Below are 25,245 nucleotides of genomic sequence, written 5' to 3' on the forward strand. Positions count from 1 at the left end.
CTCTATCCACCTAGGCTGAAGTGTTCATGGCGACCGACGGCGCGGTCGCTCTCTTTTTTATACATATAAAGTATGCATAATGAAGTCATTCCAGATTCAGTTCGACAAAAGCAAGAATGCTGCCAACAAACTCAAGCACAGAGGGATCAGCCTCGCCGAGGCCGAACCGGTCTTCCACGATGAGCGAGCATTGACGATTGAAGATAACGACCATGACGAACAACGCTGGATCACTCTCGGCAACGACGGCAAGGGACGTTTGCTGGTTGTCGTATACAGCTATCGGGAGCCGAATCTGGTTCGAATCATTTCCGCGCGCAGCGCAACGCCCAGCGAGCGACGCCATTATTTTCCGGAGACTTGATCAATGAAGGATGAATACGATTTCACCCACGGAACACGGGGCGCCGTCGCCTCCAACAAGGGCAAGACCCGCATCACCATCATGCTCGACGACGCGGTCATCGAGGCCGCGCGCGGGGTCGCTGAAAGCGAGGGCTATGGCTATCAGACGGTAATCAACAACACCCTGCGCCATGCACTGCTCGACAGCCGGGGTGCAGCCGATGAACCCGAGCATGCCAGCGGGCAATTCAAGAAAGGCATCACCGCCACCGACCTCAAGAGCCTTGAGAAAAAACTGTCGGCGGCCGTGAACGAAATCCGGCGGGTACTGGAGCCGGATGTAAAACCGTAGGTTTCAGGCCGGCTGGATCAAGCGCGCCAGCGCCAGACGCGCACCAGGCTGGTGCGGCAAGCGCAGGCCGAATTCCCGCTCCAGCAACTCGATGAGCTCATCGACATCCGTCACTTCGCGTCGCTCGCTCTCGGCACCGATGCGATGGATCGCGAAACTGCCGTTGTTCAATGTGCGCCGCCAGCCGTCGCCCGTACGCGCGACCATCAGGCGCTGGGCGAACGGTGAATCCGGATGGGTCGAGACGTACCAGTTGCCGAGGGTGTAATCGATGTCTTCCTGGCGTTGCAGGTCGAACAGGTACATCGGCCGCCATTCGCCAGCGACCCTGGCCCGCAGCATGTAGCCATCGGCTTGCACTTCGATGCGATAGGGTTCGTGGGGGGTGGACTGCTCGGCTTCGGTATCCAGAATCAGCGGCGCGGTCGGCACCATGCCACCGAAGCCGACATCGGTGATGTAGCGCACACCGTCGAGGGTCACCAGACTCAAGCGATGAGTCCGTGCCGTCCAGCTGCCTTCGGGCTGATTCATGACCACTCGCCCGCTGATGCCCCGCGCATCGAACCCCAACTCCAGCAACAAGGCCAGAAACAGATTGTTGAGTTCGTAGCAGTAACCGCCACGGGCATCGTCCAGGACCTTGCGCTGGATCGATGGCAGATCGATCAGCACGGGCTCGCCGGAGAGGGTCGACAGATTCTCGAAAGGAAAGGCACCGGTATGACGCAACTGCAACAGTCGCAGGGTTTCAAGGGTCGGTGCCGGGGGCGTGTCGAACCCCAGCCGTTGCAGATACTGTTTCAGATTCGCCAGGCGTGGCTCGCTCATTGCTCAGTCCTTTTGCAGGGAGACGCGGATCACTCCGCCGATGGTCGCCATGTATACGGGATCCGGCTATTGGATCGACAATAGATTTCACCAATCGGCTCTGTCGACTGATTTGAATCAGGCTCCATGAGCAGTTGCAACGACGACGCCCGTTGCGGCGTAATGGACGCTCGCCCGAACAGACAAGAGCCGCCCCTCATGCAAACGACGCTGCAAGGCCAGGGCATTCTCCTGCGCCCTCTCCAATACACCGATGCCGATGCCTTGCTCCACGCCGCTGCCGACGGCGAGTTGTGGAACCTCACGGTCACCGTGGTGCCCTCGGCAACTACCGTTGACAGCTATCTGAAAAAGGCCCTCGACGGCCGCGAGGCCGGCACGGTCATGCCCTTTGCGATCGTGTTGAAGGAGACCGGGGAGGTGATCGGCTCGACCCGGTTCTGGAAGATCGACCCGCTCAATCGCAAGCTGGAAATCGGCAGCAGCTGGATTTCGGCACGCTTTCAGAAAACTTTCGTCAACACCGAGGCCAAGTACCTGATGCTGCGGCACGCCTTCGAAGTGCTCGATTGCGTGCGCGTGCAGTTCACCACCGACGAAAACAACCAGAAATCACGCAACGCGATCCTGCGCCTGGGCGCACAGCAGGAAGGCATCGTGCGTCACGAGCGGATCATGCCGGACGGCCGCAAGCGCAACTCGGTGCGCTTCAGCATCATCGATGACGAATGGCCGCAGGTGCGCCTGAACCTTGAGCGCAAACTCGCCGGGTACGAGCAACGCTGACGGTCATCAGGCGCGATTGCGCAGCCACTGCAGGAAGCCTTTTTTCGGTGCAACCACCGGTGCTTCCTGGGTCAGGGATTGGGCCTTGAGCAGACGGAAATCGAGCAATGCCTTCATCGCGTCGTTGATGTCGTGGCGGGCGTCCAGGCAAGGCTTGAGATACGACTTTTCGATGCGATACAGCGCACAGAAGGTCTTGGCGGAAAAGTCCGCCGGCAGCGAGGTATCGGAAAGAATCCCTGCCTCGCCGATCACTTCGCCCGGCCCCATGCGCCCGGACTCGAACGGTGTGCCGTGACGCTTCAAGGTCACCGAAACCACACCGGATTCAATGATGAACAGATGATCGCTGACCTCCCCGCCCGCCAGAATGATCTCGCCGGCGCGGAAGGTTTGCAGGGTCATGTTCTGGCTGAAGGTTTCTTTCTCTTCCTGACGCAGGGTGGAGAAAATCGGCGAGCTGTCGAGCAGCGCCCGTGGCCGTGAGAGATGGGCCGGGGCCGCGGGCTCATCGCTCGACAGCAGATTGAACCCGGACGCTTGCAGATGCCGGTAAGCCAGATCGAACAGTTGATTGCGCACTGCGCGCTTCTCATTCATCGAGGCCACGAATCCGCTGATTTCGTATTCCGCACCGGCACTGCTGGAACTCTTCAGCGCCACGCTCGGCGCCGGGGTGTCCAGCAGCGGGCGACAACCTTGCATCGCCCGCTCCAGGGCGTCGATCACCGAGTTCGGTCGCGCATGGGGGCTGACCTGCACGCTGACGGCAACCCCGAACATATTGCTCGGCCGGCTGAAGTTGATGATCTTGGCCTTGGCCGCCAGCGAGTTGGGAATCACCGCCATGCTGCCTTGGGACGTTTGCAGGCGCGTGGCGCGCCAGTCGATGTCGGTGACCCGCCCTTCCGTGCCGTCGATGGAGATCCAGTCATCGAGTTGATAGGGTTTGGTGGTGTTCAAGACGATGCCGGAGAACACATCGCTCAGGGTGCTTTGCAGCGCCAGACCGACGATGATCGCCAAGGCTCCAGACGTGGCCAGCACACCTTTGACCGGCAGATCCAGCACATAGGCCAGTGCCGCAATAATGGCGATCAGGAAAATCACTGCGCCGAGCAGATCCTGCAACAGCCGTCCGGTATGACCGACCCGTTGCATCATCACCGCGCCGATCAGCACCGTCAGCGTGCGCGCCCCGAACAGCCACCAGCCGATCTGCAACCCGGTCGCCGCCAGGTGCAGCGGCACGTTGTCGGCCCACGGCGCCGGCTCCATCGGATTGAGGCCTTCGTTGAACAGCAGCACGCTGAACAGGCTGAAAATCAGCACCCGCACCAGCAGCTTCCATTCGCTGCCCCGGGAGCTGATCAGGCGCCACAGGCCCAGGTCGAGCAGGATCAGGATCAACGCGCAGAACAACGGATGTTCAGTCAGCAGAGACAGCATCAAACAACTCCGACAGAGGTCAATCGCGAGAAGATCGCACAGATTGGGCTTAGTGTAGGAGCAATTGATTTGGCGGGATGCGTGCTATTTGGCAGGCGCCGAAAAAACCTGTGGGAGACACCTTGTTCCCACAGGTTTTCATAGGGCTGGTTACTTGCCGCTGGTCAGCGTGCTGTAACTGGTCATCAGGTTGCGGTAGTCCGGGATGTGGTTGGAGAACAACGTGCCCAACCCTTCGATATCGTTGCGCCAGTCACGGTGCAACTCGCAGGCCAGACCGAACCAGGTCATCAATTGCGCGCCGGCGCTGGACATGCGGTTCCATGCCGATTCACGGGTCAGTTCATTGAACGTGCCGGAGGCGTCGGTCACCACGAATACATCAAACCCTTCTTCCAGGGCCGACAGCGCCGGAAATGCCACACACACCTCCGTCACCACGCCGGCAATGATCAGCTGTTTCTTGCCGGTAGCCTTGATCGCCTTGACGAAGTCCTCGTTGTCCCAGGCATTGATCTGGCCGGGACGGGCAATGTACGGAGCCTCGGGGAACAACGCCTTGAGCTCGGGCACCAGCGGGCCGTTGGGGCCGGTTTCGAAACTGGTGGTCAGGATCGTCGGCAGCTTGAAGTACTTGGCCAGGTCGGCCAGCGCCAGCACGTTATTCTTGAACCGGTCAGGCTCGATGTCGCGCACCAGCGACAGCAGCCCGGCCTGATGGTCGACCAGCAGAACGGCGGCGTTGTTCTTGTCCAGGCGTTTGTATTGAGTGCTCATTGCAGTAATCCTCGCGTGTAGTGGACCTCGACGGAATGTCGAGGTCTCGGGTCAGCGCTGGGAATCCAGCGTTTCGTGTTCGTTCGCGACTTGCTGGGCCTTGAGGTAACTCTCGATCAGCAGTTGATAATGCGGCATGGCCTGGGCGTAGACGGCTGCCCACTGCTCGGCATCGGGACGGTTCCACGAACCCTGCAGCTCGGAAAGCGTGGCCATGATGTCGATCGGCACCACCCCGGTCTGGGCCAGGCGAGCGATGGTCAGATCAGTGGCCAGTTTCGAGTGATTGCCGGAGGCATCGACCACCGCGAAGACCTTGTAGCCTTCGTGCACTGCGGCGATGGACGGGAATGCCAGGCACACGCTGGTCAGGGTCCCGGCGATCACCAGGGTTTTCTTGCCGGTGGCTTTGACGGCCGCGTGAAACTGCGGGTTGTCCCAGGCATTGATTTCACCTTTGCGCGCCACGTACTGCGCATGGGGCGCGGCTTCGTGAATCTCGGGAATCAACGGCCCGTTCGGCCCCTGCGGCACAGAGGCCGTGGTAATGACCGGCATCTTCAACAGGGTCGCCGCCTTGGCCAGCGCGATGGCATTGGCGCGCAGTTGCGGTACATCCATATCCTTGACGATCTGGAACAGGCCGCTTTGATGATCGATCAACAGCATTGCGCAGTCGTTGGGGTCGATAGTCGGCTTTTGGCCATTGAAGTTGGCCGCATTGACAGTGTTCATGTGCGTTTCCTCTTTCTTTTGGGCAGCAGCCATCCCTGGCCTTCGAACCGGCCTACGCGTCCTGTGTAGAGCGGGGTGTGGAAGCGCGGCGTGTCAGCCGTGCATGCGGCCGAAGCGGCCGGACTGGAAGTCGGCGAATGCCTGGTGGATTTCCTGCTCGGTGTTCATCACGAACGGACCGTGGCCGACGATGGGTTCGTCGATCGGCTCGCCGCTGAGCAGCAACACCACCGCATCCTCGCTGGCCTCAAGCGTCAGTTGCCGGCCGTCACGTTCGAACAGCGCCAACTGGCCCTGGCGCACCGATTCCAGACCGTTGACCTGCACCGAACCGCGCAACAGCACCAACGCGGTGTTGCGGCCCTCGTGCAGATCCAGCGTCAGCAACTTGCCGGCGTTCAGGCGCAGATCCCACACGTCGATAGGCGTGAAGGTGCGGGACGGGCCTTTGTGGCCGTCGAACTCACCGGCGATCAGACGCAGGCTGCCCGCGCCGTCCTTGAGCGGGATGCTCGGGATGTCGCCGTCCAGAATGGTCTGGTAACCGGGCGCCGCCATTTTGTCCTTGGCCGGCAGGTTGACCCACAGTTGCACCATTTCCAGATTGCCGCCGGTTCTGGCGAAGTTGTCCGAGTGAAACTCCTCATGCAGGATCCCGGACGCAGCGGTCATCCATTGCACATCGCCCGGGCCGATGGTGCCGCCGGCGCCGGTGGAGTCGCGGTGCTGCACTTCGCCCTCGTAAACGATAGTCACGGTTTCGAACCCACGGTGCGGATGCTGACCAACGCCACGTCGTTCGGTAGTCGGGGTGAATTGCGCAGGCCCGGCGTGATCCAGCAACAGGAACGGGCTGATGTGCTTGCCCAGGTTGTCGTAGGAAAACAGCGTGCGAACCGGGAAACCATCGCCGACCCAATGGCCGCGAGGGCTGGTGTAGATACCGATGATGTTTTTCATGGTTGCCTCCAATCGGGTGAATGACGCGATGGATTAAGCTTAAATCCATGACCATTGATGGACTAGACTGCAAAAATCAGCTTTAGCGTTCTATATGGAGAACGATGGTGGAAGACCTCAACACCCTCTATTACTTCACTCAAGTGGTGGAGCATCACGGCTTTGCCGCCGCTGGTCGTGCGCTGGACATCCCCAAGTCGAAACTCAGCCGACGCATCTCGCAGCTCGAAGAACGCCTTGGCGTACGCCTGCTGCACCGCACCAGCCGGCATTGTTCACTGACCGAGATCGGCCAGGCCTACTACCAGCGCTGCCTGGCGATGCGGGTCGAGGCCGAGAGTGCCGCCGAGCTGATCGAGCGCAATCGCTCCGAGCCTCAGGGGCTGGTACGCCTGAGCTGCCCGACGGCGCTGCTCAATTCCTGGGTCGGGCCGATGCTCACCCGCTACATGCTCAAGTACCCGCTGGTGGAAGTGTTCATCGAGAGCACCAACCGCCGGGTCGACCTGCTGCACGAAGGTTTCGACATTGCGCTGCGCGTGCGCTTCCCGCCACTGGAAAACACCGACATGGTGATGAAGGTGCTGGGCAACAGCACCCAATCGGTGGTCGGCAGCCCGATGTTTGCCGAACGCCTGTCATCACCGCCCTCGCCGGCCGATCTCAATGGTTTGCCGAGCCTGCACTGGGGCGCGGCGCAACGTGAGTATCAATGGGAGCTGCTCGGGCCGAACGGCGCTTCGGCGCAGGTCCGGCACACGCCAAGGCTGGTCACCGATGACCTGATCGCCCTGCGTCAGGCGGTGATTGCCGGAGTCGGCGTCGCGCATCTGCCGAGCGTGGTCGTGCGCGAAGACATCGCCGCAGGACGCGTGGTGGAGTTGATTCCGGGCTGGGCGCCGAAATGCGGGATCGTGCACGCGATCTTTCCGTCGCGCCGGGGACTGCTGCCGTCGGTGCGCACGTTGATCGATTTTCTGGGTGAGGAATTTGCTCACAGCGACATCGCTTGAGACCTGCGATTGATTCGTGACTTCTGGTCAACAGTACTTTGCCCTGACAGCGGTTTTTCCAGAGGAATCAGACGCGGATACTCCCGCCCATTCCCACTGCAACCCTGGAGTCCTGCATGTCTGTTCCCGCTTTCGGTCTTGGTACGTTTCGCCTGCAAGGTCAGGTGGTCATCGATTCGGTGAGCACCGCCCTTGAACTCGGTTACCGGGTCATCGACACCGCGCAAATCTATGAGAACGAAGCCGAGGTCGGCCAGGCCATCGCCGCCAGCGGCATCCCTCGCGACGAACTGTTCATCACCAGCAAGATCTGGATCGCCAACTTCGCCGGCGACCGGCTGATCGAGAGCCTCAAGGAGAGCCTGCAAAAGCTGCAGACCGACTACCTCGACCTGACACTGATCCACTGGCCGTCGCCGGAAGATCAGGTGCCGGTGGAGGAATTCATGGGCGCCCTGCTGGAGGCCAAGCGCCTGGGCCTGACCCGGCAGATCGGTGTGTCCAACTTCACCATCGATTTGATGAAACAGGCCATCGCAGCGGTCGGCGCGGAAAACATCGCCACCAACCAGATCGAGCTGCACCCGTACCTGCAGAACCGCCAGGTCGTCGAGTTCGCACAGAGCCAGGGCATCCAGGTCACGTCGTACATGACCCTGGCCTATGGCGAAGTGCTGAAGGATCCGCTGATCGTGCAGATCGCCGAGCGCCTGCAAGCCACCCCGGCGCAGGTCACCCTGGCGTGGGCGATGCAATCGGGTTACGCGGTGATTCCGTCGTCGACCAAACGCGCCAACCTGCAAAGCAATCTTGGCTCCACCGTGCTGACCCTGAGCGATGCTGACATGGCACTGATCGCCACACTGGATCGCGGCCATCGCCTGACCAGCCCCAAAGGCATCGCGCCGCAGTGGGACTGATCGATCAGGCCTGAAGATGCTGCGCGAGGTCGTGCATGGCCTTGCGCAGCGAATCGATGGCGGCCGTCAGTGCCGCCTCGGGCGCGTCGTCGCGACAGGCCTGTTCGAGTATCCGACAGGCCGAGACCACGCGCTCGGCACCGATCATGTGCGCCCCGCCCGTGACGTGATGCGCCAGGTCACGCAAGCCTGCGCGGTCCCCTTTGCGGTCTGACACGTCCAGCCGTTCGAGGTCGGCGCGCAGGCTGCTCAGTACCTCTTCACGCAATTGGCCGATGAGCGGGTTGTCCGCACCCACCACCTGCAACAGCGCACTCAGGTCGAATTCAGTCGACCCCTGATTATCCACACTCTCTACCTGCGTTTCGCCGGCCTCTGCGGCCAGCAAGGCCTGGCTCAGTTCGCGCAGCAGAATCGGCTTGAACAGGCAATCGTCCATGCCGGCCGCCAGGCATCGCTGTTGTTCTTCGATCTGCGCATTGGCGGTAAGCCCGAGAATCAGGCAACGCGCCCTACCCGTCGCCGCCTCTTCTTCACGAATAGCCCGCGCCAGTTCATGACCGTCAATCCCGGGCATGTTGATATCGGTGATCAGCGCATCGAAAGGTTGCCCGCGCCACACCACCAGTCCGCGCTCACCGTCCTCGACGTCGACGGTGTGATGCCCGAGTTCGCTCAACTGCCGGCACAGCAACAAGCGATTGACCGGATGATCATCCACCACCAGCACCTTCAGCGACTTTACCGCCGTCACCGCTGACGTCGTTGCGGCCTCCTGCACGAGCGGCTCCAGCACAGGCAACTCCAGTCGCAGCATGACTTGCGTGCCACGTCCCGGCTCGCTGCTGATCCACAAGTCGCCGCCCATGAGTCGACACAGATTGCGGCTGATCACCAGCCCCAGACCGGAACCGCTGCGCGCCGACGGCTGATGGCTGCCAACCTGCACAAACGGGCTGAACAACCGTTGCTGATCCTCGGCGCTGATCCCCCGGCCACTGTCTTCGATGATCACACCGGTTTCCAGCTGCCCGTCCTGTTCGGTGAACACTTGCAAGCGCAGGCTGACCTCACCTTCGTCGGTGAACTTGATCGCGTTGCTCAACAGGTTCGACAGCACCTGTTTGAAGCGAACGGGGTCGAGCATCACGTCGACGTCGCTACGCTCATCCAGCTCCACCCGCCAGGACAATGACTTCTGTCGTGCCAGGCCTTCGAACACCCGACACACCGACGCCACCACCTCGCGCAGATTGGCACGCTCAGGGGCCAGCGACAGATGCCCGGACTCGATCCGCGCGATGTCGAGAATATCGCCGATCAATGCCAATAACTGCTGGCCTGCATTGGACGCCACTTCAATTGCCGGGCGATCGGTCACGCCTTCGTCGGCACGCTTGAGTGCCAGCTCGAGCATGCCCAGCAACGCGCTCATGGGCGTGCGGATTTCATGGCTCATGACCGCGAGAAATGTGCTTTTGGCACGGTTGGCGTCATCGGCCGCCTCCTTGGCTTCCTGCAATTGACGCAGCCATTGCTGACGCTGGCGAATCTGCCGGCGTTGAAAACCGATCCAGCCCAATGCCAGCAACAACAACCCCGCCGCAACGGCAAACCCGCGCAGGATTTGCTCCCGATGACGCTGCCAGTAACTGTCCTGCAGCACCACGTTGCGACTCCAGCGCGCGACCAGGTCGTCCATTTCCTGCGGAGCGATGCTCAGCAGTGCCTTGTTCAGAATCGATTGCAGCTGCGGAGCATCAAGTGCCGTGGCCATCGCGATCCGGGCCGGCTGATCACCCAGCGTCGAGACAATACGCAGGCGATCGCGGTACTGATGATCGATCTGATAACGCGCCACCAGCAATGAACTCAATGTCGCATCGGCCTGACCGTCCAGCAGTGCCTGCGTGCCCGCCGCAGGGCTTGGCAATTCGACCAGGCGAATCTGCGGCACATGTTCCAACAGATAAGTGCGCAATGGATTGCCGCGATACAGCGCCAGACGCTTGCCCGCCATCTCGTCCAGGCTGCGAGGCCCGGGCGCCTTTGAATCGGCGATCAGCACAAAGGGGCTGTTGGCGTACGCCCGGGTGAACAGCATTTCAAGTTCGCGCTCGCGGCTCGGGGTCAGCACCGGTAACAGGTCGAGCTCCCCGGTCTTCAATTGCTCGACCTGGCGATCCAGGGACTGCCCGCGTACCACTTCGAACCTCAGGCCGCTGCGCTGACTGATCAGGTTGAGCAGTTGGGCGGTCAGCCCAGTGAAACGGCCGTCAGCGTTAAAGAACGTCAACGGCGCAAAGTCGTCGACAGCGCCGACGCGCACCACCGGATGTTGATCCAGCCATTGCTGCTCGCTGGCGCTCAGGCTCACTCGCGACTGCGCTGCCATGTCGGCACGACCGGCGCTCCAGCGCAGTTCAATGGCCAGGCGCTGCTCCATGGGAATGGCCAGCAGCGCCTTGTCGACCAGACGCTTCAAACGCGTGTTGCTGCGAGTCAGGGCGAAGCCGAACGGGTTGGCATCAAGGCCGGAAGGCCCGGCCAGTTGCAGGTCGTTGTGAAAATTGGTGTTGATCAGATAACTGGCGCTGATGAAGTCACCGAGGTACAGAGCATCCCGACCGAACGCCACGGCGCCGAGGGCATCGAGAATCGAGCGGTAACGCTGCAGGGAGGCTTGCGGGTAAGTCTTCTCGATCATCGCGGCTGGCAGGTAGTCGTCCACCATGGCGATGCGCTTGCCCGCCAGATCTTCCGGCAATGGCTCGTCAAGCCGGGTCACCCACATCGGCTGATCCTCGGCGTAGGCGCGAGACAGCATCAGCTCGGGGTCAGCGATTTCGAAGTTGTTCGACGTGCCCAGCAGGTCCACCTCCCCGGCCTTGAGTGCCTTCATGGCGGCTTCGCGATCGGGGTAGCACCAGACCTCGACGCCGATGCTCAGCAACTGGGCGATCGCGTCGGCGTAATCGGCTGTGAGGCCTTCCAGTTCGTATCGTTTGCGAGTCAATTCAAAGGGTGGGTAATCCGGCCAGGAGGCACCGATACGCAGCACCGGATGTGCACTGAGCCACTGTCGATCCTGCTCATCGAGGCGAACCTGTACGCCCTCCAACCGGGTGCGAGAGACAATTTCCAGTCTTTGTGCGGCCTCGCCTGCCTGCACTCCGCTGGCGAGCATCACCAGAAAGAGGAAGACGAAACGTAGCGGCCTCATCATGCGCAGCCGCTCAGAACAGGCCGTTGCGTTTGGCAAACTCTCGCAACACTACCAGTGAGCTTACCCCGAGTTTCAGCATCAAGCGGGTCTTGTAGGTGCTGATGGTTTTGTGACTGAGGCTCATCGCTTGCGCAATTCGCTTGTTGGAGTCGCCTTGGGCGAGCTTTATCATGATCTCCATTTCGCGAGTGGACAGGCTTGCTATCGACTCTCGCTCATCACGGCTCGCGTCGGATTGACCTGCATTGTTCACAGGCAATTCGGGGAAGAAGCTATAACCCGAACGGACAGCCTTGATTGCACTCTGCAACTGCTGCATTGCGGCGGATTTGGTGACAAATGCCATCGCACCCGCACGCCGGCAACGCATCAGATAGTGCTCTGGGTCGGCCGAAGTGAAAATCACCACCTTGCAGTCCAGCCCGATGGTCCTGATGCGCTCCAACACTTCCAGGCCGCCGAAGCCCGTGAGCTTCAAGTCGAGCACAATCAGTTTCGGCGCGTGTGCACGGATCATCGGCACCACGTCGACGCCGCTAGACGCGACATGAATCGGTTTATAGCCCAGTGATTCCAGAACCATTCTGACGGCACCGACGACCACCGGGTGATCGTCGACGATCAATGCTGAATCCATGACCACTCCCGGGGCGAATACATCACGATGGCGCCACCGATCTTGCATGAACGGGACTATTGGTAGCTGCGCTACGACTGTTACACGGGACGCGTGGCGAAGCACCTGTCAGACCTGACAGTTGCGCCATCGACCGATCTGTGATCAGGCGCGCATTGGCGCCAGCGATTTTGTCTGGCCACTGCGCGACGAGCGCTCCAGGGAAGCCTCGACCGACGCCATCAACTGCGTGATTGCATTCATTGACGGTAACGCGGCGTGGCTGGAAGTGATTTTCGCCTGAAAAAGCCCGGAAACAGCCAATGAGTTCGCCGGCTCGCCATAGACCAGCGCATGCCGGACTTGCGGATGGTCGAACAGGAAACCACACAGATCCGCCATCCCGGCCGCCAGTTCGGCATTGATCACCAGGACATCGAATGGCTGGCAGCCGTAATCGACCAGCGTCAGCAGTTCGGCAAGGTTCTGCACCGGTGCAATGCGGTAGTAATCGAGACTATTGAACATCCGCTCGATTTTCATCCGGTGAAAATGCTGCAAGTCGGCGATCAGGATGCGCAGGGTTTTGTCGGTCAATGTGGGAGTCCCGGTAGTCGCTTCAAGTGGCGGCAAAGACTACCCAAGCATCGGGACGAGCTCTGTAGGACTTTTCCGAAAAACACCGTCACTCATCCGGATTGAACGCTTTACTCCGTAGTGCTCGGGCTCCAGAACGCCTGCACCACCAGGTTCGACGTTGAAATCCGCTTCACCAGGGCGTCCAGCTCATCGCCGTCCACCGACGTGGTTGCGAGCGTGGCTTCGATCTCGATTTCGTCGGCACCGAAGGCGTGCACATCGACGTCACTGGCCGGGTAGTTGCTGCGTTCGAGCTCGGCTTCAAGCAAGGCGAACACAGCCGTCTGCTGCGAGCGCCGGGCGATGACGTAGACGATGTTGGTGACTTCCGCCGAGACCACATCCAGTGGCTGGCGGTTGATGTTGTTGACGATCGGTCGCAGCAAGGTATTCGCGGCGAGCACGAACAAGGTGCCGAGCACCGCCTCGGCCAGCAGGTCGGCACCGGCACAGGCGCCCACCGCTGCCGAAGTCCAGAGTGTGGCGGCGGTATTGAGACCGCGCACATTGCCCTCTTCGCGCATGATCACACCGGCGCCGAGAAAACCGATCCCGGACACCACGTAGGCGACCACCCGGACCGCGCCTTCGGCCCCGCCGAGCCGGTTGGCCATGTCGACGAAAATTGCCGCGCCGACCGCCACCAGCACGTTGGTGCGCAAGCCCGCCGTGCGTTGCCGGTACTGGCGTTCGAAGCCGATCAGCCCACCGAGAATGAAGGCCGCGCTGAGGCTGACCAAGGTGTCGAGCAGCGAATCGAGGTTGATGTTGTTGATGGCTTGCATGTTGAACTCCTTGAAACCGCCCCCCTTGCTCCCACAAGGGGGGAATCTTTCCTGTTACTGCCAGCCGAACCGGCGGATGTAGAAGCCTTTTACGGCCTGGGTCAGTGCCATGTACGCCAGCAGGATCACCGGCAGGAACACGAAGTACATCGACGGCAGCGCTTGCAGTTTGAAGTAGTGCGCCAGCGGTCCCATCGGCAGGAAGATGCCCACGGCCATGATGATTCCGGTCATCACCAGCAGCGGCATGGCCGCGCGGCTTTGCAGGAACGGAATCTTCGGCGTGCGGATCATGTGCACGATCAGCGTCTGGGTCAGCAATCCCACCACAAACCAGCCGGACTGGAACAACGTCTGGTGATCCGGGGTGTTGGCATCAAACACGTACCACATCAAGGCGAACGTTGTGATGTCGAAGATCGAACTGATCGGGCCGAAGAACAGCATGAAGCGTCCGACATCCCCGGGCTGCCAGCGTTGCGGCTGTTTCAGCATTTCGTCGTCGACGTTATCGAACGGGATCGCGATCTGAGAAATGTCATACAGCAGGTTCTGCACCAGCAGGTGCATCGGCAGCATCGGCAGGAACGGAATGAACGCACTGGCCACCAACACCGAGAACACGTTGCCGAAGTTCGAGCTGGCGGTCATCTTGATGTACTTGAGCATGTTGGCGAAGGTCCGACGCCCTTCCAGCACGCCCTCCTCCAGCACCATCAGGCTCTTTTCCAGCAGGATGATGTCGGCCGCTTCCTTGGCGATATCGACTGCGCTGTCCACGGAAATACCGATGTCCGCCGTACGCAGGGCCGGCGCATCGTTGATGCCGTCGCCCATGAACCCGACCACGTGGCCGTTGCCCTTGAGGATGCGCACGATGCGCTCCTTGTGCGATGGCGTCAGCTTGGCGAACACGTTGGTGGTCTCTACCGCCACCGCCAGTTCCGCGTCGCTCATGCGTTCGATGTCGTTGCCCATCAGCAGGCCTTGCTGGGCCAGGCCCACCTCGCGGCAGATCTTGGCGGTCACCAGCTCGTTGTCACCGGTCAGCACTTTCACGGCCACGCCGTGTTCGGCCAGAGCCTTGAGTGCCGGTGCGGTGCTTTCCTTCGGCGGATCGAGGAATGCCACATAACCGATCAGCGTCAGTTCCTGCTCGTCACCCAGGCTGTAAGTGTCGCGACCTTCAGGCATCGACCGTGCCGCCACCGCTACCACGCGCAAGCCTTCAGCGTTGAATGCTGCTGTTACCTGACGAATTCTCGCCAGCAATTCATCGCTCAAGGCTTCGTCGACTTCACCGTGACGAACCCGGGTGCACACCGACAACACTTCTTCCACCGCGCCTTTGCAGATCAACTGATGCGGTTGGCCGTGCCCTTCGACCACCACCGACATGCGCCGGCGATTGAAGTCGAACGGGATCTCGTCGACCTTGCGAAACGCCGTGCCGACCTTCAGTTCACGGTGGACTTCCACGTGTTCCAGCACCGCCACGTCGAGCAGGTTTTTCAGGCCGGTCTGGTAGTAGCTGTTCAGATAAGCCATTTCCAGCACGTCGTCGGAGTCTTCACCCCAGACGTCGACATTGCGTGCCAGGAAGATCTTGTCCTGGGTCAATGTGCCGGTCTTGTCGGTGCACAGCACGTCCATGGCGCCGAAGTTCTGGATCGCATCCAGGCGTTTGACGATGACCTTCTTGCGCGACAGGAACACCGCGCCCTTGGCCAGGGTCGAGGTGACGATCATCGGCAGCATTTCCGGGGTCAGGCCCACGGCGATCGACAGCGCAAACAGCAGGGCTTCGGTCCAGTCACCCTTGGTGAAACCGTTGATGAACAACACCAGCGGCGCCATGACGAACATGAAGCGGATCAACAGCCAGCTGACTTTGTTCACGCCCTGCTGGAACGACGTCACCCCGCGATCGGTTGCCCCGACCCGCAGCGCCAGCGCACCGAAATAGGTGCTGTTGCCGGTAGTGAGAATCACCGCCACCGCTGTCCCGGACACCACGTTGGTGCCCATGAACAGGATGTTGTCGAGCTCCAGCGGGTTACGCGTATCGCGATCCGCCTGACGGGGGAATTTCTCCACCGGCATCGATTCGCCGGTCATCGCGGCCTGGCTGACGAACAGATCCTTGGCGCTGAGCACCCGGCAATCGGCAGGAATCATGTCACCGGCCGAGAGCACGATCAGATCGCCGGGCACCAGTTGCTTGATCGGCAGTTCAGTGCGCGGCGCATCCCGGCGCAGCACGGTGGCGGTGTTGCTGACCATCGCCTTGAGTGCGTCGGCCGCCCGGTTGGATTTGCTTTCCTGCCAGAAGCGCAGCAGGGTCGAGAGCACCACCATCGAGAAAATCACGGTGGCGGCCTTGAGGTCGTCCGTCAGCCACGAGATCACCGCCAGCAGGGTCAGCAGCAGGTTGAACGGGTTTTTGTAGCAGTGCCACAGGTGGGTCCACCACGGCAACGGTTGCTCATGCTCGACTTCGTTGAGGCCATGCTGCGCACGCAGCACATCGACTTCGAAATCGGTGAGGCCGTCGGTGTGGGTACCGAGGTTCGACAGCAGCACGCCGCTGTCGCAATGGGCGGCGTCCACCAATGTGTTGGCCAGGGTGGGCGGCACTTCACGGCTGACCGTGGTGTCGCGAAGACTTTCCAGCACGGCCAGACGACGGAAGTGCCGGGCGATGTGACGGGTCCGCAGGAAGCCTGCGAAAAATTCCTTGAGCGTAAGTTTCATGGCTGTTGCCCCTATGGTCAGCCGGGAAACCGTCAAGCAGGTACGTCCAGCCCTCTTGCACCGAAAAATTCGGCACGGCAAGGGTTGGCGCGCCAGTCAAAAAAGACAGGCGTGTCGATAGGGCTGCGATTGCGACGAAAAAGTCGAAACCACGCTCTTTTCAGCGTCGATGAGAAGGACGTCGGGACATGGTCTCAACTGACCATGATCGGGATGCCGCTGCTCGCTGTTCGGCGAGACAACGGCACAAAGGAATGCGCGTTATCTTGCCGAGAATCTGCCGGTTACAAGGACCGGCCGACAACTGTCACTCGAACAAGTACCCACTGTGGGTCTCCGCTATTGATGAAAACGCGCGAAGCTTACGCCCCGATGCCTGGAGAGTAAACCCGTAAAGGGAATGAGGTCGGGAGATGTGGAGGTCATTCAGGAAGGGTTCAGGATTGACCTCGAAGCGACTCCCGCGCTCGGCGCAGGAGTCGTCAGGACGTCATCAGCTGGCCGTGGCCAACAACAAATCCATCACCGAACGGCTGTGCCCGCGGTGCTTGCCATGCTCATACAGCGAGCCGGCGATCTCGTCTGCACGGATCGGCAGGATCGACAGCAACGTATCGCTCAGACCGTGGCTGGCCTGGCAGAAGCCCTGCATGTACAGACCGGCCTTGCAGCGCTCGTCGGTGATCAGTTTGTAGTTGCGATCGACCTCGAAGTCGCCCAGGTACTCTTCCAGCGGCGCCAGCAGTTTGCGATGCATCTGACGCTCGTAACCGGTGGCCAGCACCACTGCGTCGTAGGCACGCACGGTGACTTCGCCGGTAGCGTTGTTGCGCACGGTCAGTTCGATACCGTGCTCGGTGGCGGTGGCTTTCTCGACAGTGGTCAGGGTGCGGAACGCATGGCGCGCCACGCCCGAGACTTTCTGCCGATAGAAAATGCCGTAGATGCGCTCGATCAGGTCAATGTCGACCACCGAGTAGTTGGTGTTGTGGTACTCGTTGACCAGACGCTCACGCTCGCTGCTCTTCTGCTGGAAGATCAGGTCGGTGAATTCCGGCGAGAACACTTCGTTGACGAACGGGCTGTCGTCCGCCGGTTTCAGCGCCGAGCCGCGCAGGATCATGTCGACCTGCACCGACGGGAACGAATCGTTCAGATCGATGAACGCTTCCGCCGCGCTCTGGCCGCCACCGATGATCGCGATGCTCATTGGCTGATTATTGACGCACGGCTGCTTGGCCATCTCCGCCAGGTACTGCGAGTGGTGGAATACTCGCGCATCGCCCTTCAGTGCCTTGAAGGCTTCGGGAATGCGCGGTGTGCCGCCGGCGCTGACCACCACCGAACGCGCAGTACGAACGAATTGCTGACCGTCCGTCCCACGGGAAATCACCCGCAGCGCTTCAACCTGATGGTTGTGCAGCACCGGCTCGATGGTCAGCACTTCTTCGCCGTAGCGACTCTGTTCGGTGAACTGCGCGGCGACCCAGCGCAGGTAGTCGTTGTACTCCATGCGGCACGGGTAGAAGGTGCCGAGGTTGATGAAGTCCACCAGACGACCGTGCTGCTTGAGGTAATTGACGAACGAGTACGGGCTCGTCGGATTGCGCAGGGTCACCAGATCCTTCAGGAAGGAAATCTGCAACTCGCTCTGGGTCGAGAGCGTGTTGCCGTGCCAGCTGTAGGTCGGTTGTTTGTCGAGAAACAGCACATCCAGTTCGCCCTGGGTCGGGCCGCGCTCTTGCAGAGCGATGGCCAGCGCCAGGTTCGAAGGGCCGAAACCGACGCCGATCAGGTCGTGAACGATGGGCGATGCAATTGCCTGTGTCATTTCCAGTGTCCTCTGGATGTACCCCTCAACAGCGGGGATGAAGCCTGGGTGACCTGACCGGCCTTGTGCAGGACAGCAGATCGTCTGTTGAGTAGGAACGAGGACGGTGAAAAAAAATTTAACCGGGAACGATCAATGTCCATCCCATTGCTTGATGCGCACTCGGCAATGTTTCATGGCGTTGACGATGTGTTTTTCGACCAAGGCCTTGGAAATACCCAGACACTCGGCGATCTCCGGGTGCGACAGCCCTTCGATCTTGCGCAGCAAAAAGCTCTCGCGGCACAACGCCGGCAGCTCGGCCAGTGCACGCTGCAACAGCGCCAGGCGCTGGCCATGATCGAGACTGTGATGAGGAGAAGGACTGAAATAGCGCTCTTCGCTGTCGAGCACATCAAGGGATTCAACCTGGCGCGAAGCATTGCGCCGGTGGTCATCGATCACCAGATTGAGCGCCGTGCGGTAGAGAAATGCGCGGGGCTGCTCGATTGGCGTGTCGCTGGAACGTTCCAGTACCCGCAGATAAGCGTCATGCACCACATCTTCGGCCACCTGGCGGTTGCCTAGCTTGGCGTTCAGGAAACACACCAGCTCGCGATAGTAGTTTTCCAACATGACTCCCGGCCGCAGGGTGCGGTTTCGATCCTTGAGCCAGACCGGCGATCTGCCAAAACAGGCAGTGGCACGATGGTGGCAAATTCAGACGCGTAATTTATAGTAATTCTCATATAGATTTAAAGCGCTGTTTCCATTTGCCCGACAAATTGTTGCCAGCTATACCTGTTACCGCGTTTTTCAGCGCTTAAATTCCCCACCCCGTCTCTCGTTTAAAGGACAGCCCCCCGTATCTGTCGCGCCCTGCGACAGCGTTCGACTGTGGCCCGTTCGCGGTGCCTGCTGAACGACGGGCCGATTTCCACTGGCCGGAACCCTGCATGAAACGTCCCCGCCCCGCCCGACGCGCCCTGCTCATCGCCCTTTGTCTGATCCCCGTTATTGCTGTTGCCGCCTGGCAAGTCTTGCCGCCCGGTCGGGACAAATTCGCCACCGTGCAAGTCTCCCGTGGCGATATAGAAAGCAGCGTGACCGCACTCGGCACCCTCCAGCCTCGCCGTTACGTAGATGTCGGCGCCCAGGCGTCGGGGCAGATTCGCAAGATCCACGTGGACGTCGGCGACGTGGTCAAGGAAGGCCAACTGCTGGTGGAAATCGACCCGGCCACGCAAAAGGCCAAACTCGACGCTAGCCAGTTTTCCATCGAAAACCTCAAGGCGCAGTTGCAGGAACAACAGGCTCAACACGAACTGGCGCGCCAGAAGTACCAGCGCCAGCAGAACCTGGCCGCCGGCGGCGCCACCCGAGAAGAGGACGTGCAGACCGCCCGCGCCGAACTCAAAGCCACACAGGCGCGGATCGACATGTTCCAGGCGCAGATCCGTCAGGCACAGGCAAGTCTGCGCAGCGATCAGGCCGAACTCGGCTACACCCGGATCTTCGCGCCGATGGCCGGCACCGTGGTTGCGCTGGACGCTCGCGAAGGCCAGACACTCAACGCCCAGCAACAGACGCCACTGATCCTGCGGATCGCCAAGCTGTCGCCAATGACGGTCTGGGCGGAAGTTTCCGAGGCCGACATCGGCCACGTCAAACCGGGCATGAGCGCTTATTTCACCACCCTCAGCGGCGGCAACCGGCGCTGGAGCAGCACCGTGCGGCAGATCCTGCCAGTGCCGCCCAAACCGCTGGACCAGACCAGCCAGGGCGGCGGCAGCCCGACCAGCACCAGTAAAAGCGGTGCCGGTCGCGTGGTGCTGTACACCGTGTTGCTGGATGTCGACAACGCCGACAACGCGCTGATGGCAGAGATGACCACGCAAGTGTTCTTTGTCTCGAATCAGGCGAAAGACGTCCTCACCGCACCGATTGCGGCCCTGCATGGCAGCACCAAACCCGACAGCCAGATTGCCCGGGTCGTGGCACAGAACGGCGACATCGAGCAACGCACCGTGCGCACCGGCATCAGCGATCGCTTGAAAGTGCAGATCCTCGACGGCCTCAGCGAAGGCGATCATCTGTTGATCGGCCCGGCCGACGGCAACGGAGGCTGAATGCAAACGCCCCTGATCGACCTGCAGGACATCCGCAAATCCTACGGCGGCGGTGACGCACCCGAAGTTCACGTGCTGCGCGGCATCGACCTGTCGATCCATGCCGGCGAGTTCGTGGCGATCGTCGGCGCGTCCGGCTCCGGCAAATCGACGCTGATGAACATCCTCGGCTGCCTCGACCGGCCCACGTCCGGCGAATACCGCTTTGCCGGGGAAAACGTCGCCGGCCTGGACACCGATGAACTGGCCTGGCTGCGTCGCGAAGCCTTCGGTTTTGTGTTTCAGGGATACCACCTGATTCCGTCCGGCTCCGCCCAGGAAAACGTCGAGATGCCGGCCATCTATGCCGGCATTCCCGCCGCCGAACGCCATGCGCGTGCCGCCGCCCTGCTCGAGCGCCTCGGTCTGGCCTCGCGCACCGGCAACCGCCCCCATCAACTCTCCGGTGGTCAGCAACAACGGGTATCGATTGCCCGCGCCTTGATGAACGGCGGTCATATCATCCTCGCGGACGAACCGACCGGCGCCCTCGACAGCCACAGCGGCAAGGAAGTCATGGCGCTGCTCGACGAGCTGGCGAGCCAGGGCCACGTGGTCATTCTCATCACCCACGACCGTGAAGTGGCGGCCCGGGCCAAGCGCATCATTGAAATCAGCGACGGCCTGATCATCCGCGACAGCGCCAAGGAAGATCCCACCGTGCAGACCAGCGCCAACCCCGGCGCCTTGCAGGCGGTGGATCTGCGCAAGCGCCTGAGCGAGGGCAGCGAAGCGAGCGGCGCCTGGAAAGGCGAACTGGTCGATGCGGTGCAAGCGGCGTGGCGCGTCATGTGGATCAACCGCTTCCGTACCGCGCTGACGCTGCTGGGCATCATCATCGGCGTGGCGTCGGTGGTGGTGATGCTTGCGGTCGGTGAAGGCAGCAAGCGCCAGGTCATGGCGCAGATGGGTGCCTTCGGTTCCAACATCATTTACCTCAGCGGCGCCGCGCCGAACCCGCGCACGCCGCCGGGCATCGTCACCCTGGATGAAGTCGCTGCACTGGCCAGCCTGCCGCAGATCACTCGCATCATGCCGGTCAACGGTGCCGAAGCCGGGGTGCGCTTCGGCAACCTCGATCACATGAGTTACATCGGCGGCAACGACACCAATTTCCCGGACATCTTCAACTGGCCAGTGGTCGAAGGCAGCTACTTCACCGAGGCCGATGAGCGCAACGGTGCGGCCGTCGCGGTGATCGGCAAGAAAGTCCGCGACAAGTTGCTCAAGAACGTGAGCAATCCCATCGGCCAATACATCCTGATCGAGAACGTGCCGTTCCAGGTGGTCGGCGTACTGGCCGGCAAGGGCGCCAGCTCCGGCGATCAGGACAGCGACAATCGCATCGCCATCCCCTACTCCGCGGCCAGCGTTCGACTGTTCGGCACGCACAACCCCGAGTACGTGGTGATCGCCGCCGCCGATGCGCGCAAGGTCCACGAAACCGAAATGGCCATCGAGCAATTGATGTTGCAGTTGCACAACGGCAAGAAGGATTTCGAGCTGACCAACAATGCCGCGATGATTCAGGCCGAAGCGCGCACGCAAAACACCCTGTCGCTGATGCTCGGTTCGATTGCCGCGATTTCGCTGCTGGTCGGCGGCATCGGGGTGATGAACATCATGCTCATGACCGTGCGTGAACGCACTCGCGAAATCGGGATCCGCATGGCCACCGGCGCCCGTCAGCGCGACATCCTGCGTCAGTTCCTGACCGAAGCGGTGATGCTCTCGGTGGTCGGCGGCATTGCCGGTATTGGCCTGGCGCTGCTCGTGGGCGGCGTGTTGATACTCAGCGAAGTCGCCGTCGCATTTTCCCTGGTGGCCATCGCCGGCGCCTTCGCCTGCGCACTGATCACCGGGGTCGTTTTCGGCTTCATGCCCGCCCGCAAAGCTGCCCGGCTCGACCCGGTCACGGCCCTCACCAGTGAATGATCGATCTATGAAACCGCAACTGAGCCTGTTGACCCTTTGCCTGATGCTGAGTGCCTGCGGCAGCCCCGCCCCACGCCCGGAGAGCGGCGTGACCGCCCCCGCCGCGTGGCAGTCGCCGACCGGGCAATCGGTGGCGCAGACCAACCAGCAATGGTGGACGCATTTCGCCAGCCCGCACCTGAACCAGTTGATCGGACAGGCGCAAAGCGGCAGCCACGACCTGGCCGCCGCCATTGCCCGCGTGCGTCAGGCCCGCGCCAGCACGGTGATCGCCGGCGGTTCGCAATTGCCGGAAATAACCGCAGGCCTGAATGCCAACCGCCAGAAACTGCTGCGCGGCAACGGCTACAGCCAACTGGATGCCGACAGCAGCAACAAGGCTGTGGACTACTTCGACGCCAACCTCAGCGCCAGTTATGAAATCGACTTCTGGGGCGGTCAGGCCGCCACCCGCGAAAGCGCCCGCCAGGGCCTGCGCGCCAGTGAGTTCGATCAGGCCACCGTGGAACTGACCCTGCTCAGCGACGTCGCCAACCGTTACACCCAGGCGCTGTCATTGCAGGAACAAAGCCGCATTGCCGCGCTGAACCTGGCCAACGCGCAGAGTGTTCTGCAACTGGTGCAGACCCGTTTCAATGCCGGCTCTGCCACCGCGCTGGAACTGGCCCAGCAGAAAAGTCTGGTGGCCGCGCAACAGCGGCAACTGCCCACCGTGCAGCAACAGGCCGAGGACGCGCGAATCGGTCTCGCGGCACTGCTCGGGCGACCGGTGCAGGAATTGCCACCGAGCCTCGAATCGTTCGACCAACTGCAATGGCCACAAATCGCTGCCGGATTGCCCAGCGATCTGCTGATCCGTCGCCCGGACATCGCCCGCGCCGAAGCGCAACTGGCAGCCGCCCAGGCGGACGTCAAAGTCGCCCGCGCCGCCATACTGCCCAAGGTCACCCTGAGCGCGCAGCTGGGTTCCGGCGCCAACCGCTTCGACGATGTAATGCGCAGCCCGTTCTACAACTTCACCGCCGGGCTGATCGCGCCGATCTTCAATAACGGTCGTCTGTCCGCAGAACGCGACAAGGCAACCGCTCGCCAGGAAGAACTGCTGGAAACCTATCGCGGCGCGATCATCAATGGCTTCGCCGACGTGGAAAAAGCCCTGAACAGCATTCAGGGTCTGGATCAACAGCGGCAATGGCAGACCGAAGAGCTGAATCAGGCGCAGACCGCCTTCAACCTTTCCCAAAACCGCTACCAGGCCGGCGCCGAAGACTTGCTGACCGTGCTGGAAACCCAGCGCACGCTGTACGCCGCGCAGGATCTCAACGTGCAACTGCGACTGGCGCGGATGCAGGCGAGCATTGCGTTGTACAAAGCGTTGGGTGGGGGTTGGGAGACGCGCTGAAAAACAAAAGATCGCAAGCTGCGATCTTTTGCTTCAAACCTTGGCTTTCAAATGACGCGCATACCACGGCCGTTGCGGCACGCGGCGGAACAGCGCGGCGAGTTTCTTCTCGTCGCCGATGAAGGTGATGCGCAGCGCCAGCTTCATGGTCTCGGGATCCATCTCCACTGACTTGCCCACCTGCAAACCCGGCGTGGTGCTGCAACCGTGGGTGGTCGGCCCCAGCCACGGATCCGCGACCTCGTTCCAGCGCCCCGGCGCAAACCACTGCACACCGTTGACCACTTGCCGGGTGACTTCGCCCGGATGGAAACGTTCGTGAGCGCGGAACCAGTCCTCGATGCGGTCATCGATCCAGCCGTGGAAATGCCAGAACACCGGATTGACATGGGATGAAAACGGATCGCCGAGGAAGTCGTTTTCCGCCGCGAACCAGCGTGCGGCGAAATCCGCCGGATCCCGGGCAAACGGCACCGGTTGGCCGTTGGACGGATCGCGCGGCACCGAGGCCCAGCGCATGTGCAGCCAGTCGTGCAGCCCCAGTTCCACTTCTGAACCGAACTGGCCCAACGTGAGCTTGGCCAGATAGCCCGGATCGCGGTACTGCGACTCCCAGACCTGAAAGTTGCTTTCATAGGTCTCGGCGGTTTTCAGGTCGCTGACCCATTGGCTGTACTCATTGTCACCATCGGCCAGCCACGTCGGCGGCAGTGCCGTGCCGTCGTGGTTGTCGAAGTAGCGGGCGAAACCGACCCGATCGCGGATCAGTTCGGGCTGCGGCAGCGGGAAATACTCCCACGACGGCAGATCCTGCATCGAACGCGCTGTGCCCAGCATGTGCCGGTGCATGAAGAAAAAGTCGACGCCCGAACCGTTGCGATCCTTACGGTCGCCACGGGCATCGCGCTCGTTGTCACGCGGGCCGGGCTGCCAGCCGAGACCGCGCAACGCGTTGCGCTTGTCTTCGGCCAGGGTGTGCCACTTGTCCCGCGTCGCATGCCAGACCTGGTGAAACAACCGGTGTTCGGGAGAGATCAGCCACGCCAGCAGCGTCGGATTCAGCGGCGTGCGCTGCCGGGCTTCGGGGAACAGATGTTTGACGGCAATGAAGCGGTTGTCCTGCATCGGCAGCGCCAACGGCCGATCCAGACGCGACACCCGACCGCTGAGGCTGCCGCTGCCGGCGTTGCCGAAATCGGCCCAGACTTCGTCGAGGATCATTTGCAGTTCGTAGTCGATATGACCGTTGGCACTGATCAGCCGCCAGCTCAACTTCGCCGCGTCGCCCTCGGCCAGATCTCCGATTATTCGGTAACGCGGTGTTTCCCCAGAGCGCAGACGCTCGGGCGTATCCAGAAAACCGCAGACACCGCGCCCCTTCTGGCCGATGTCGAGGAACACTTGCAGACCGCTTGCCGGCAGCCCTTCGACGCCGGCGTCGCGGCCCTCGAAACGGATGTCCCAGACCCCGCGCAATTTGTTCGCCAGACGCTGACCGGCCATGTCGGCCACGTCGAACGACGCCTCGCCGGGGGTGATCGTGGGGTCCGGTCTGGTCCATTCACGATGACCAAAATAAGCCGCAGGCACCGCAGCGCCGGTCAGCGCCAGGCCTGCCATGAACCATCGTCGAGAAATCTTCATTGCCCTACCTGTGTCAGCCATGAAGCAGGCCTTATCCAAGCTAGAACGTACGCTGCCCCGACAAATTTAAGGGCGCCCTCGCCACAGGGCGATGCGAC

General features: G+C 61.4%; 21 protein-coding genes. 8 read left to right on the forward strand and 13 right to left on the reverse strand.

Annotation, left to right across the window (positions count from 1 at the left end):
* The first annotated feature begins 79 nt into the window (after positions 1–79).
* Complete coding sequence (locus tag AC1RME_RS14785; RefSeq protein WP_096821178.1) at positions 80–364, forward strand: BrnT family toxin; 285 nt, start codon at positions 80–82, stop codon at positions 362–364.
* A 3-nt stretch (positions 365–367) separates the two neighbouring features.
* The gene (locus AC1RME_RS14790; RefSeq protein ID WP_096821177.1) at positions 368–697 is read left to right on the forward strand and encodes a BrnA antitoxin family protein; all 330 of its coding nucleotides are present in this window, start codon (positions 368–370) and stop codon (positions 695–697) included.
* A gap of 3 nt (positions 698–700) precedes the next feature.
* On the opposite strand, the gene AC1RME_RS14795 is transcribed toward AC1RME_RS14790, so the two are convergent.
* Positions 701–1,528 (reverse strand): arylamine N-acetyltransferase family protein, encoded by an 828-nt coding sequence (locus AC1RME_RS14795; RefSeq protein WP_096821176.1) that lies wholly within the window; start codon positions 1,526–1,528, stop codon positions 701–703.
* Positions 1,529–1,726: 198 nt separating this feature from the next.
* Between AC1RME_RS14795 and AC1RME_RS14800 the strand changes: the two genes are divergently transcribed.
* Positions 1,727–2,314, forward strand: a complete 588-nt coding sequence (locus tag AC1RME_RS14800; protein ID WP_096821175.1) for a GNAT family N-acetyltransferase — start codon at positions 1,727–1,729, stop codon at positions 2,312–2,314.
* Between the two features lie 6 nt (positions 2,315–2,320).
* Here AC1RME_RS14800 and AC1RME_RS14805 read toward each other — a convergent pair whose 3' ends face one another.
* The 4 genes from AC1RME_RS14805 to AC1RME_RS14820 form a co-directional block, all read right to left on the reverse strand.
* Entirely contained in the window at positions 2,321–3,763 is a 1,443-nt protein-coding gene (locus AC1RME_RS14805) for a mechanosensitive ion channel family protein (protein ID WP_192560214.1), read from the reverse strand.
* Between the two features lie 150 nt (positions 3,764–3,913).
* Positions 3,914–4,540: an isochorismate family cysteine hydrolase YcaC gene (gene ycaC, locus AC1RME_RS14810; protein WP_096821173.1), complete on the reverse strand. Its 627-nt coding sequence runs from the start codon at positions 4,538–4,540 to the stop codon at positions 3,914–3,916.
* A gap of 51 nt (positions 4,541–4,591) precedes the next feature.
* A complete protein-coding gene (locus tag AC1RME_RS14815) occupies positions 4,592–5,275 on the reverse strand; it encodes an isochorismatase family protein (protein WP_493091516.1) in 684 nt (227 codons plus the stop codon).
* Between the two features lie 93 nt (positions 5,276–5,368).
* Positions 5,369–6,235 carry a pirin family protein gene (locus AC1RME_RS14820; protein WP_102621969.1) on the reverse strand — a complete coding sequence of 289 codons (867 nt, stop codon included), beginning with the start codon at positions 6,233–6,235 and terminating at the stop codon, positions 5,369–5,371.
* 104 nt (positions 6,236–6,339) lie between these two features.
* Between AC1RME_RS14820 and AC1RME_RS14825 the strand changes: the two genes are divergently transcribed.
* Both AC1RME_RS14825 and dkgB read left to right on the forward strand, forming a co-directional pair.
* Complete coding sequence (locus AC1RME_RS14825; RefSeq protein ID WP_102621968.1) at positions 6,340–7,248, forward strand: LysR substrate-binding domain-containing protein; 909 nt, start codon at positions 6,340–6,342, stop codon at positions 7,246–7,248.
* Between the two features lie 116 nt (positions 7,249–7,364).
* Complete coding sequence (gene dkgB, locus AC1RME_RS14830; RefSeq protein WP_096821169.1) at positions 7,365–8,168, forward strand: 2,5-didehydrogluconate reductase DkgB; 804 nt, start codon at positions 7,365–7,367, stop codon at positions 8,166–8,168.
* A gap of 4 nt (positions 8,169–8,172) precedes the next feature.
* On the opposite strand, the gene AC1RME_RS14835 is transcribed toward dkgB, so the two are convergent.
* From AC1RME_RS14835 to AC1RME_RS14865, 7 genes are all read right to left on the reverse strand, one after another.
* Positions 8,173–11,394 (reverse strand): ATP-binding protein, encoded by a 3,222-nt coding sequence (locus AC1RME_RS14835; protein WP_493091517.1) that lies wholly within the window; start codon positions 11,392–11,394, stop codon positions 8,173–8,175.
* A 10-nt stretch (positions 11,395–11,404) separates the two neighbouring features.
* On the reverse strand, positions 11,405–12,031 hold the full coding sequence (locus AC1RME_RS14840) for a response regulator (protein ID WP_493072849.1): 627 nt from the start codon (positions 12,029–12,031) through the stop codon (positions 11,405–11,407).
* A gap of 144 nt (positions 12,032–12,175) precedes the next feature.
* Positions 12,176–12,607: a chemotaxis protein CheY gene (locus tag AC1RME_RS14845; RefSeq protein ID WP_493091518.1), complete on the reverse strand. Its 432-nt coding sequence runs from the start codon at positions 12,605–12,607 to the stop codon at positions 12,176–12,178.
* Between the two features lie 110 nt (positions 12,608–12,717).
* Positions 12,718–13,434: an MgtC/SapB family protein gene (locus tag AC1RME_RS14850; protein ID WP_085711975.1), complete on the reverse strand. Its 717-nt coding sequence runs from the start codon at positions 13,432–13,434 to the stop codon at positions 12,718–12,720.
* Between the two features lie 54 nt (positions 13,435–13,488).
* Positions 13,489–16,188 carry a magnesium-translocating P-type ATPase gene (gene mgtA, locus AC1RME_RS14855; RefSeq protein WP_096821165.1) on the reverse strand — a complete coding sequence of 900 codons (2,700 nt, stop codon included), beginning with the start codon at positions 16,186–16,188 and terminating at the stop codon, positions 13,489–13,491.
* A 493-nt stretch (positions 16,189–16,681) separates the two neighbouring features.
* Positions 16,682–18,019 carry a lysine N(6)-hydroxylase/L-ornithine N(5)-oxygenase family protein gene (locus tag AC1RME_RS14860; protein WP_493091519.1) on the reverse strand — a complete coding sequence of 446 codons (1,338 nt, stop codon included), beginning with the start codon at positions 18,017–18,019 and terminating at the stop codon, positions 16,682–16,684.
* Positions 18,020–18,151: 132 nt separating this feature from the next.
* Positions 18,152–18,634: a sigma-70 family RNA polymerase sigma factor gene (locus AC1RME_RS14865; protein ID WP_096821163.1), complete on the reverse strand. Its 483-nt coding sequence runs from the start codon at positions 18,632–18,634 to the stop codon at positions 18,152–18,154.
* 320 nt (positions 18,635–18,954) lie between these two features.
* Here AC1RME_RS14865 and AC1RME_RS14870 point away from each other — a divergent pair, with 320 nt between their 5' ends.
* From AC1RME_RS14870 to AC1RME_RS14880, 3 genes are read left to right on the forward strand one after another with little or no spacing between them, the layout of a single operon-like run.
* A complete protein-coding gene (locus AC1RME_RS14870; RefSeq protein WP_493091520.1) occupies positions 18,955–20,127 on the forward strand; it encodes an efflux RND transporter periplasmic adaptor subunit in 1,173 nt (390 codons plus the stop codon).
* Positions 20,128–22,101, forward strand: a complete 1,974-nt coding sequence (locus AC1RME_RS14875) for a MacB family efflux pump subunit (RefSeq protein ID WP_493072851.1) — start codon at positions 20,128–20,130, stop codon at positions 22,099–22,101.
* Positions 22,102–22,108: 7 nt separating this feature from the next.
* Positions 22,109–23,503 carry an efflux transporter outer membrane subunit gene (locus tag AC1RME_RS14880; protein WP_493091521.1) on the forward strand — a complete coding sequence of 465 codons (1,395 nt, stop codon included), beginning with the start codon at positions 22,109–22,111 and terminating at the stop codon, positions 23,501–23,503.
* A gap of 33 nt (positions 23,504–23,536) precedes the next feature.
* Here AC1RME_RS14880 and pvdP read toward each other — a convergent pair whose 3' ends face one another.
* Entirely contained in the window at positions 23,537–25,147 is a 1,611-nt protein-coding gene (gene pvdP, locus AC1RME_RS14885; protein ID WP_096821159.1) for a pyoverdine maturation tyrosinase PvdP, read from the reverse strand.
* Positions 25,148–25,245: the final 98 nt, after the last annotated feature.

Source organism: Pseudomonas sp. GW822-FHT03F08, from assembly GCF_058801265.1.

What these genes read in the sequence shown, in the direction of transcription:
- AC1RME_RS14870 (WP_493091520.1), top strand. Translation starts at nt 18,955, where the DNA reads ATGAAACGTCCCCGCCCCGCCCGACGCGCCCTGCTCATCGCCCTTTGT.
- AC1RME_RS14825 (WP_102621968.1), top strand. Translation starts at nt 6,340, where the DNA reads ATGGTGGAAGACCTCAACACCCTCTATTACTTCACTCAAGTGGTGGAG.
- AC1RME_RS14790 (WP_096821177.1), top strand. Translation starts at nt 368, where the DNA reads ATGAAGGATGAATACGATTTCACCCACGGAACACGGGGCGCCGTCGCC.
- AC1RME_RS14880 (WP_493091521.1), top strand. Translation starts at nt 22,109, where the DNA reads ATGAAACCGCAACTGAGCCTGTTGACCCTTTGCCTGATGCTGAGTGCC.
- ycaC (WP_096821173.1), bottom strand. Translation starts at nt 4,540, where the DNA reads ATGAGCACTCAATACAAACGCCTGGACAAGAACAACGCCGCCGTTCTG.
- AC1RME_RS14840 (WP_493072849.1), bottom strand. Translation starts at nt 12,031, where the DNA reads ATGGATTCAGCATTGATCGTCGACGATCACCCGGTGGTCGTCGGTGCC.
- AC1RME_RS14815 (WP_493091516.1), bottom strand. Translation starts at nt 5,275, where the DNA reads ATGAACACTGTCAATGCGGCCAACTTCAATGGCCAAAAGCCGACTATC.
- AC1RME_RS14835 (WP_493091517.1), bottom strand. Translation starts at nt 11,394, where the DNA reads ATGATGAGGCCGCTACGTTTCGTCTTCCTCTTTCTGGTGATGCTCGCC.
- AC1RME_RS14865 (WP_096821163.1), bottom strand. Translation starts at nt 18,634, where the DNA reads ATGTTGGAAAACTACTATCGCGAGCTGGTGTGTTTCCTGAACGCCAAG.
- AC1RME_RS14800 (WP_096821175.1), top strand. Translation starts at nt 1,727, where the DNA reads ATGCAAACGACGCTGCAAGGCCAGGGCATTCTCCTGCGCCCTCTCCAA.
- AC1RME_RS14860 (WP_493091519.1), bottom strand. Translation starts at nt 18,019, where the DNA reads ATGACACAGGCAATTGCATCGCCCATCGTTCACGACCTGATCGGCGTC.
- pvdP (WP_096821159.1), bottom strand. Translation starts at nt 25,147, where the DNA reads ATGAAGATTTCTCGACGATGGTTCATGGCAGGCCTGGCGCTGACCGGC.
- dkgB (WP_096821169.1), top strand. Translation starts at nt 7,365, where the DNA reads ATGTCTGTTCCCGCTTTCGGTCTTGGTACGTTTCGCCTGCAAGGTCAG.
- AC1RME_RS14820 (WP_102621969.1), bottom strand. Translation starts at nt 6,235, where the DNA reads ATGAAAAACATCATCGGTATCTACACCAGCCCTCGCGGCCATTGGGTC.
- mgtA (WP_096821165.1), bottom strand. Translation starts at nt 16,188, where the DNA reads ATGAAACTTACGCTCAAGGAATTTTTCGCAGGCTTCCTGCGGACCCGT.
- AC1RME_RS14875 (WP_493072851.1), top strand. Translation starts at nt 20,128, where the DNA reads ATGCAAACGCCCCTGATCGACCTGCAGGACATCCGCAAATCCTACGGC.
- AC1RME_RS14785 (WP_096821178.1), top strand. Translation starts at nt 80, where the DNA reads ATGAAGTCATTCCAGATTCAGTTCGACAAAAGCAAGAATGCTGCCAAC.
- AC1RME_RS14795 (WP_096821176.1), bottom strand. Translation starts at nt 1,528, where the DNA reads ATGAGCGAGCCACGCCTGGCGAATCTGAAACAGTATCTGCAACGGCTG.
- AC1RME_RS14805 (WP_192560214.1), bottom strand. Translation starts at nt 3,763, where the DNA reads ATGCTGTCTCTGCTGACTGAACATCCGTTGTTCTGCGCGTTGATCCTG.
- AC1RME_RS14850 (WP_085711975.1), bottom strand. Translation starts at nt 13,434, where the DNA reads ATGCAAGCCATCAACAACATCAACCTCGATTCGCTGCTCGACACCTTG.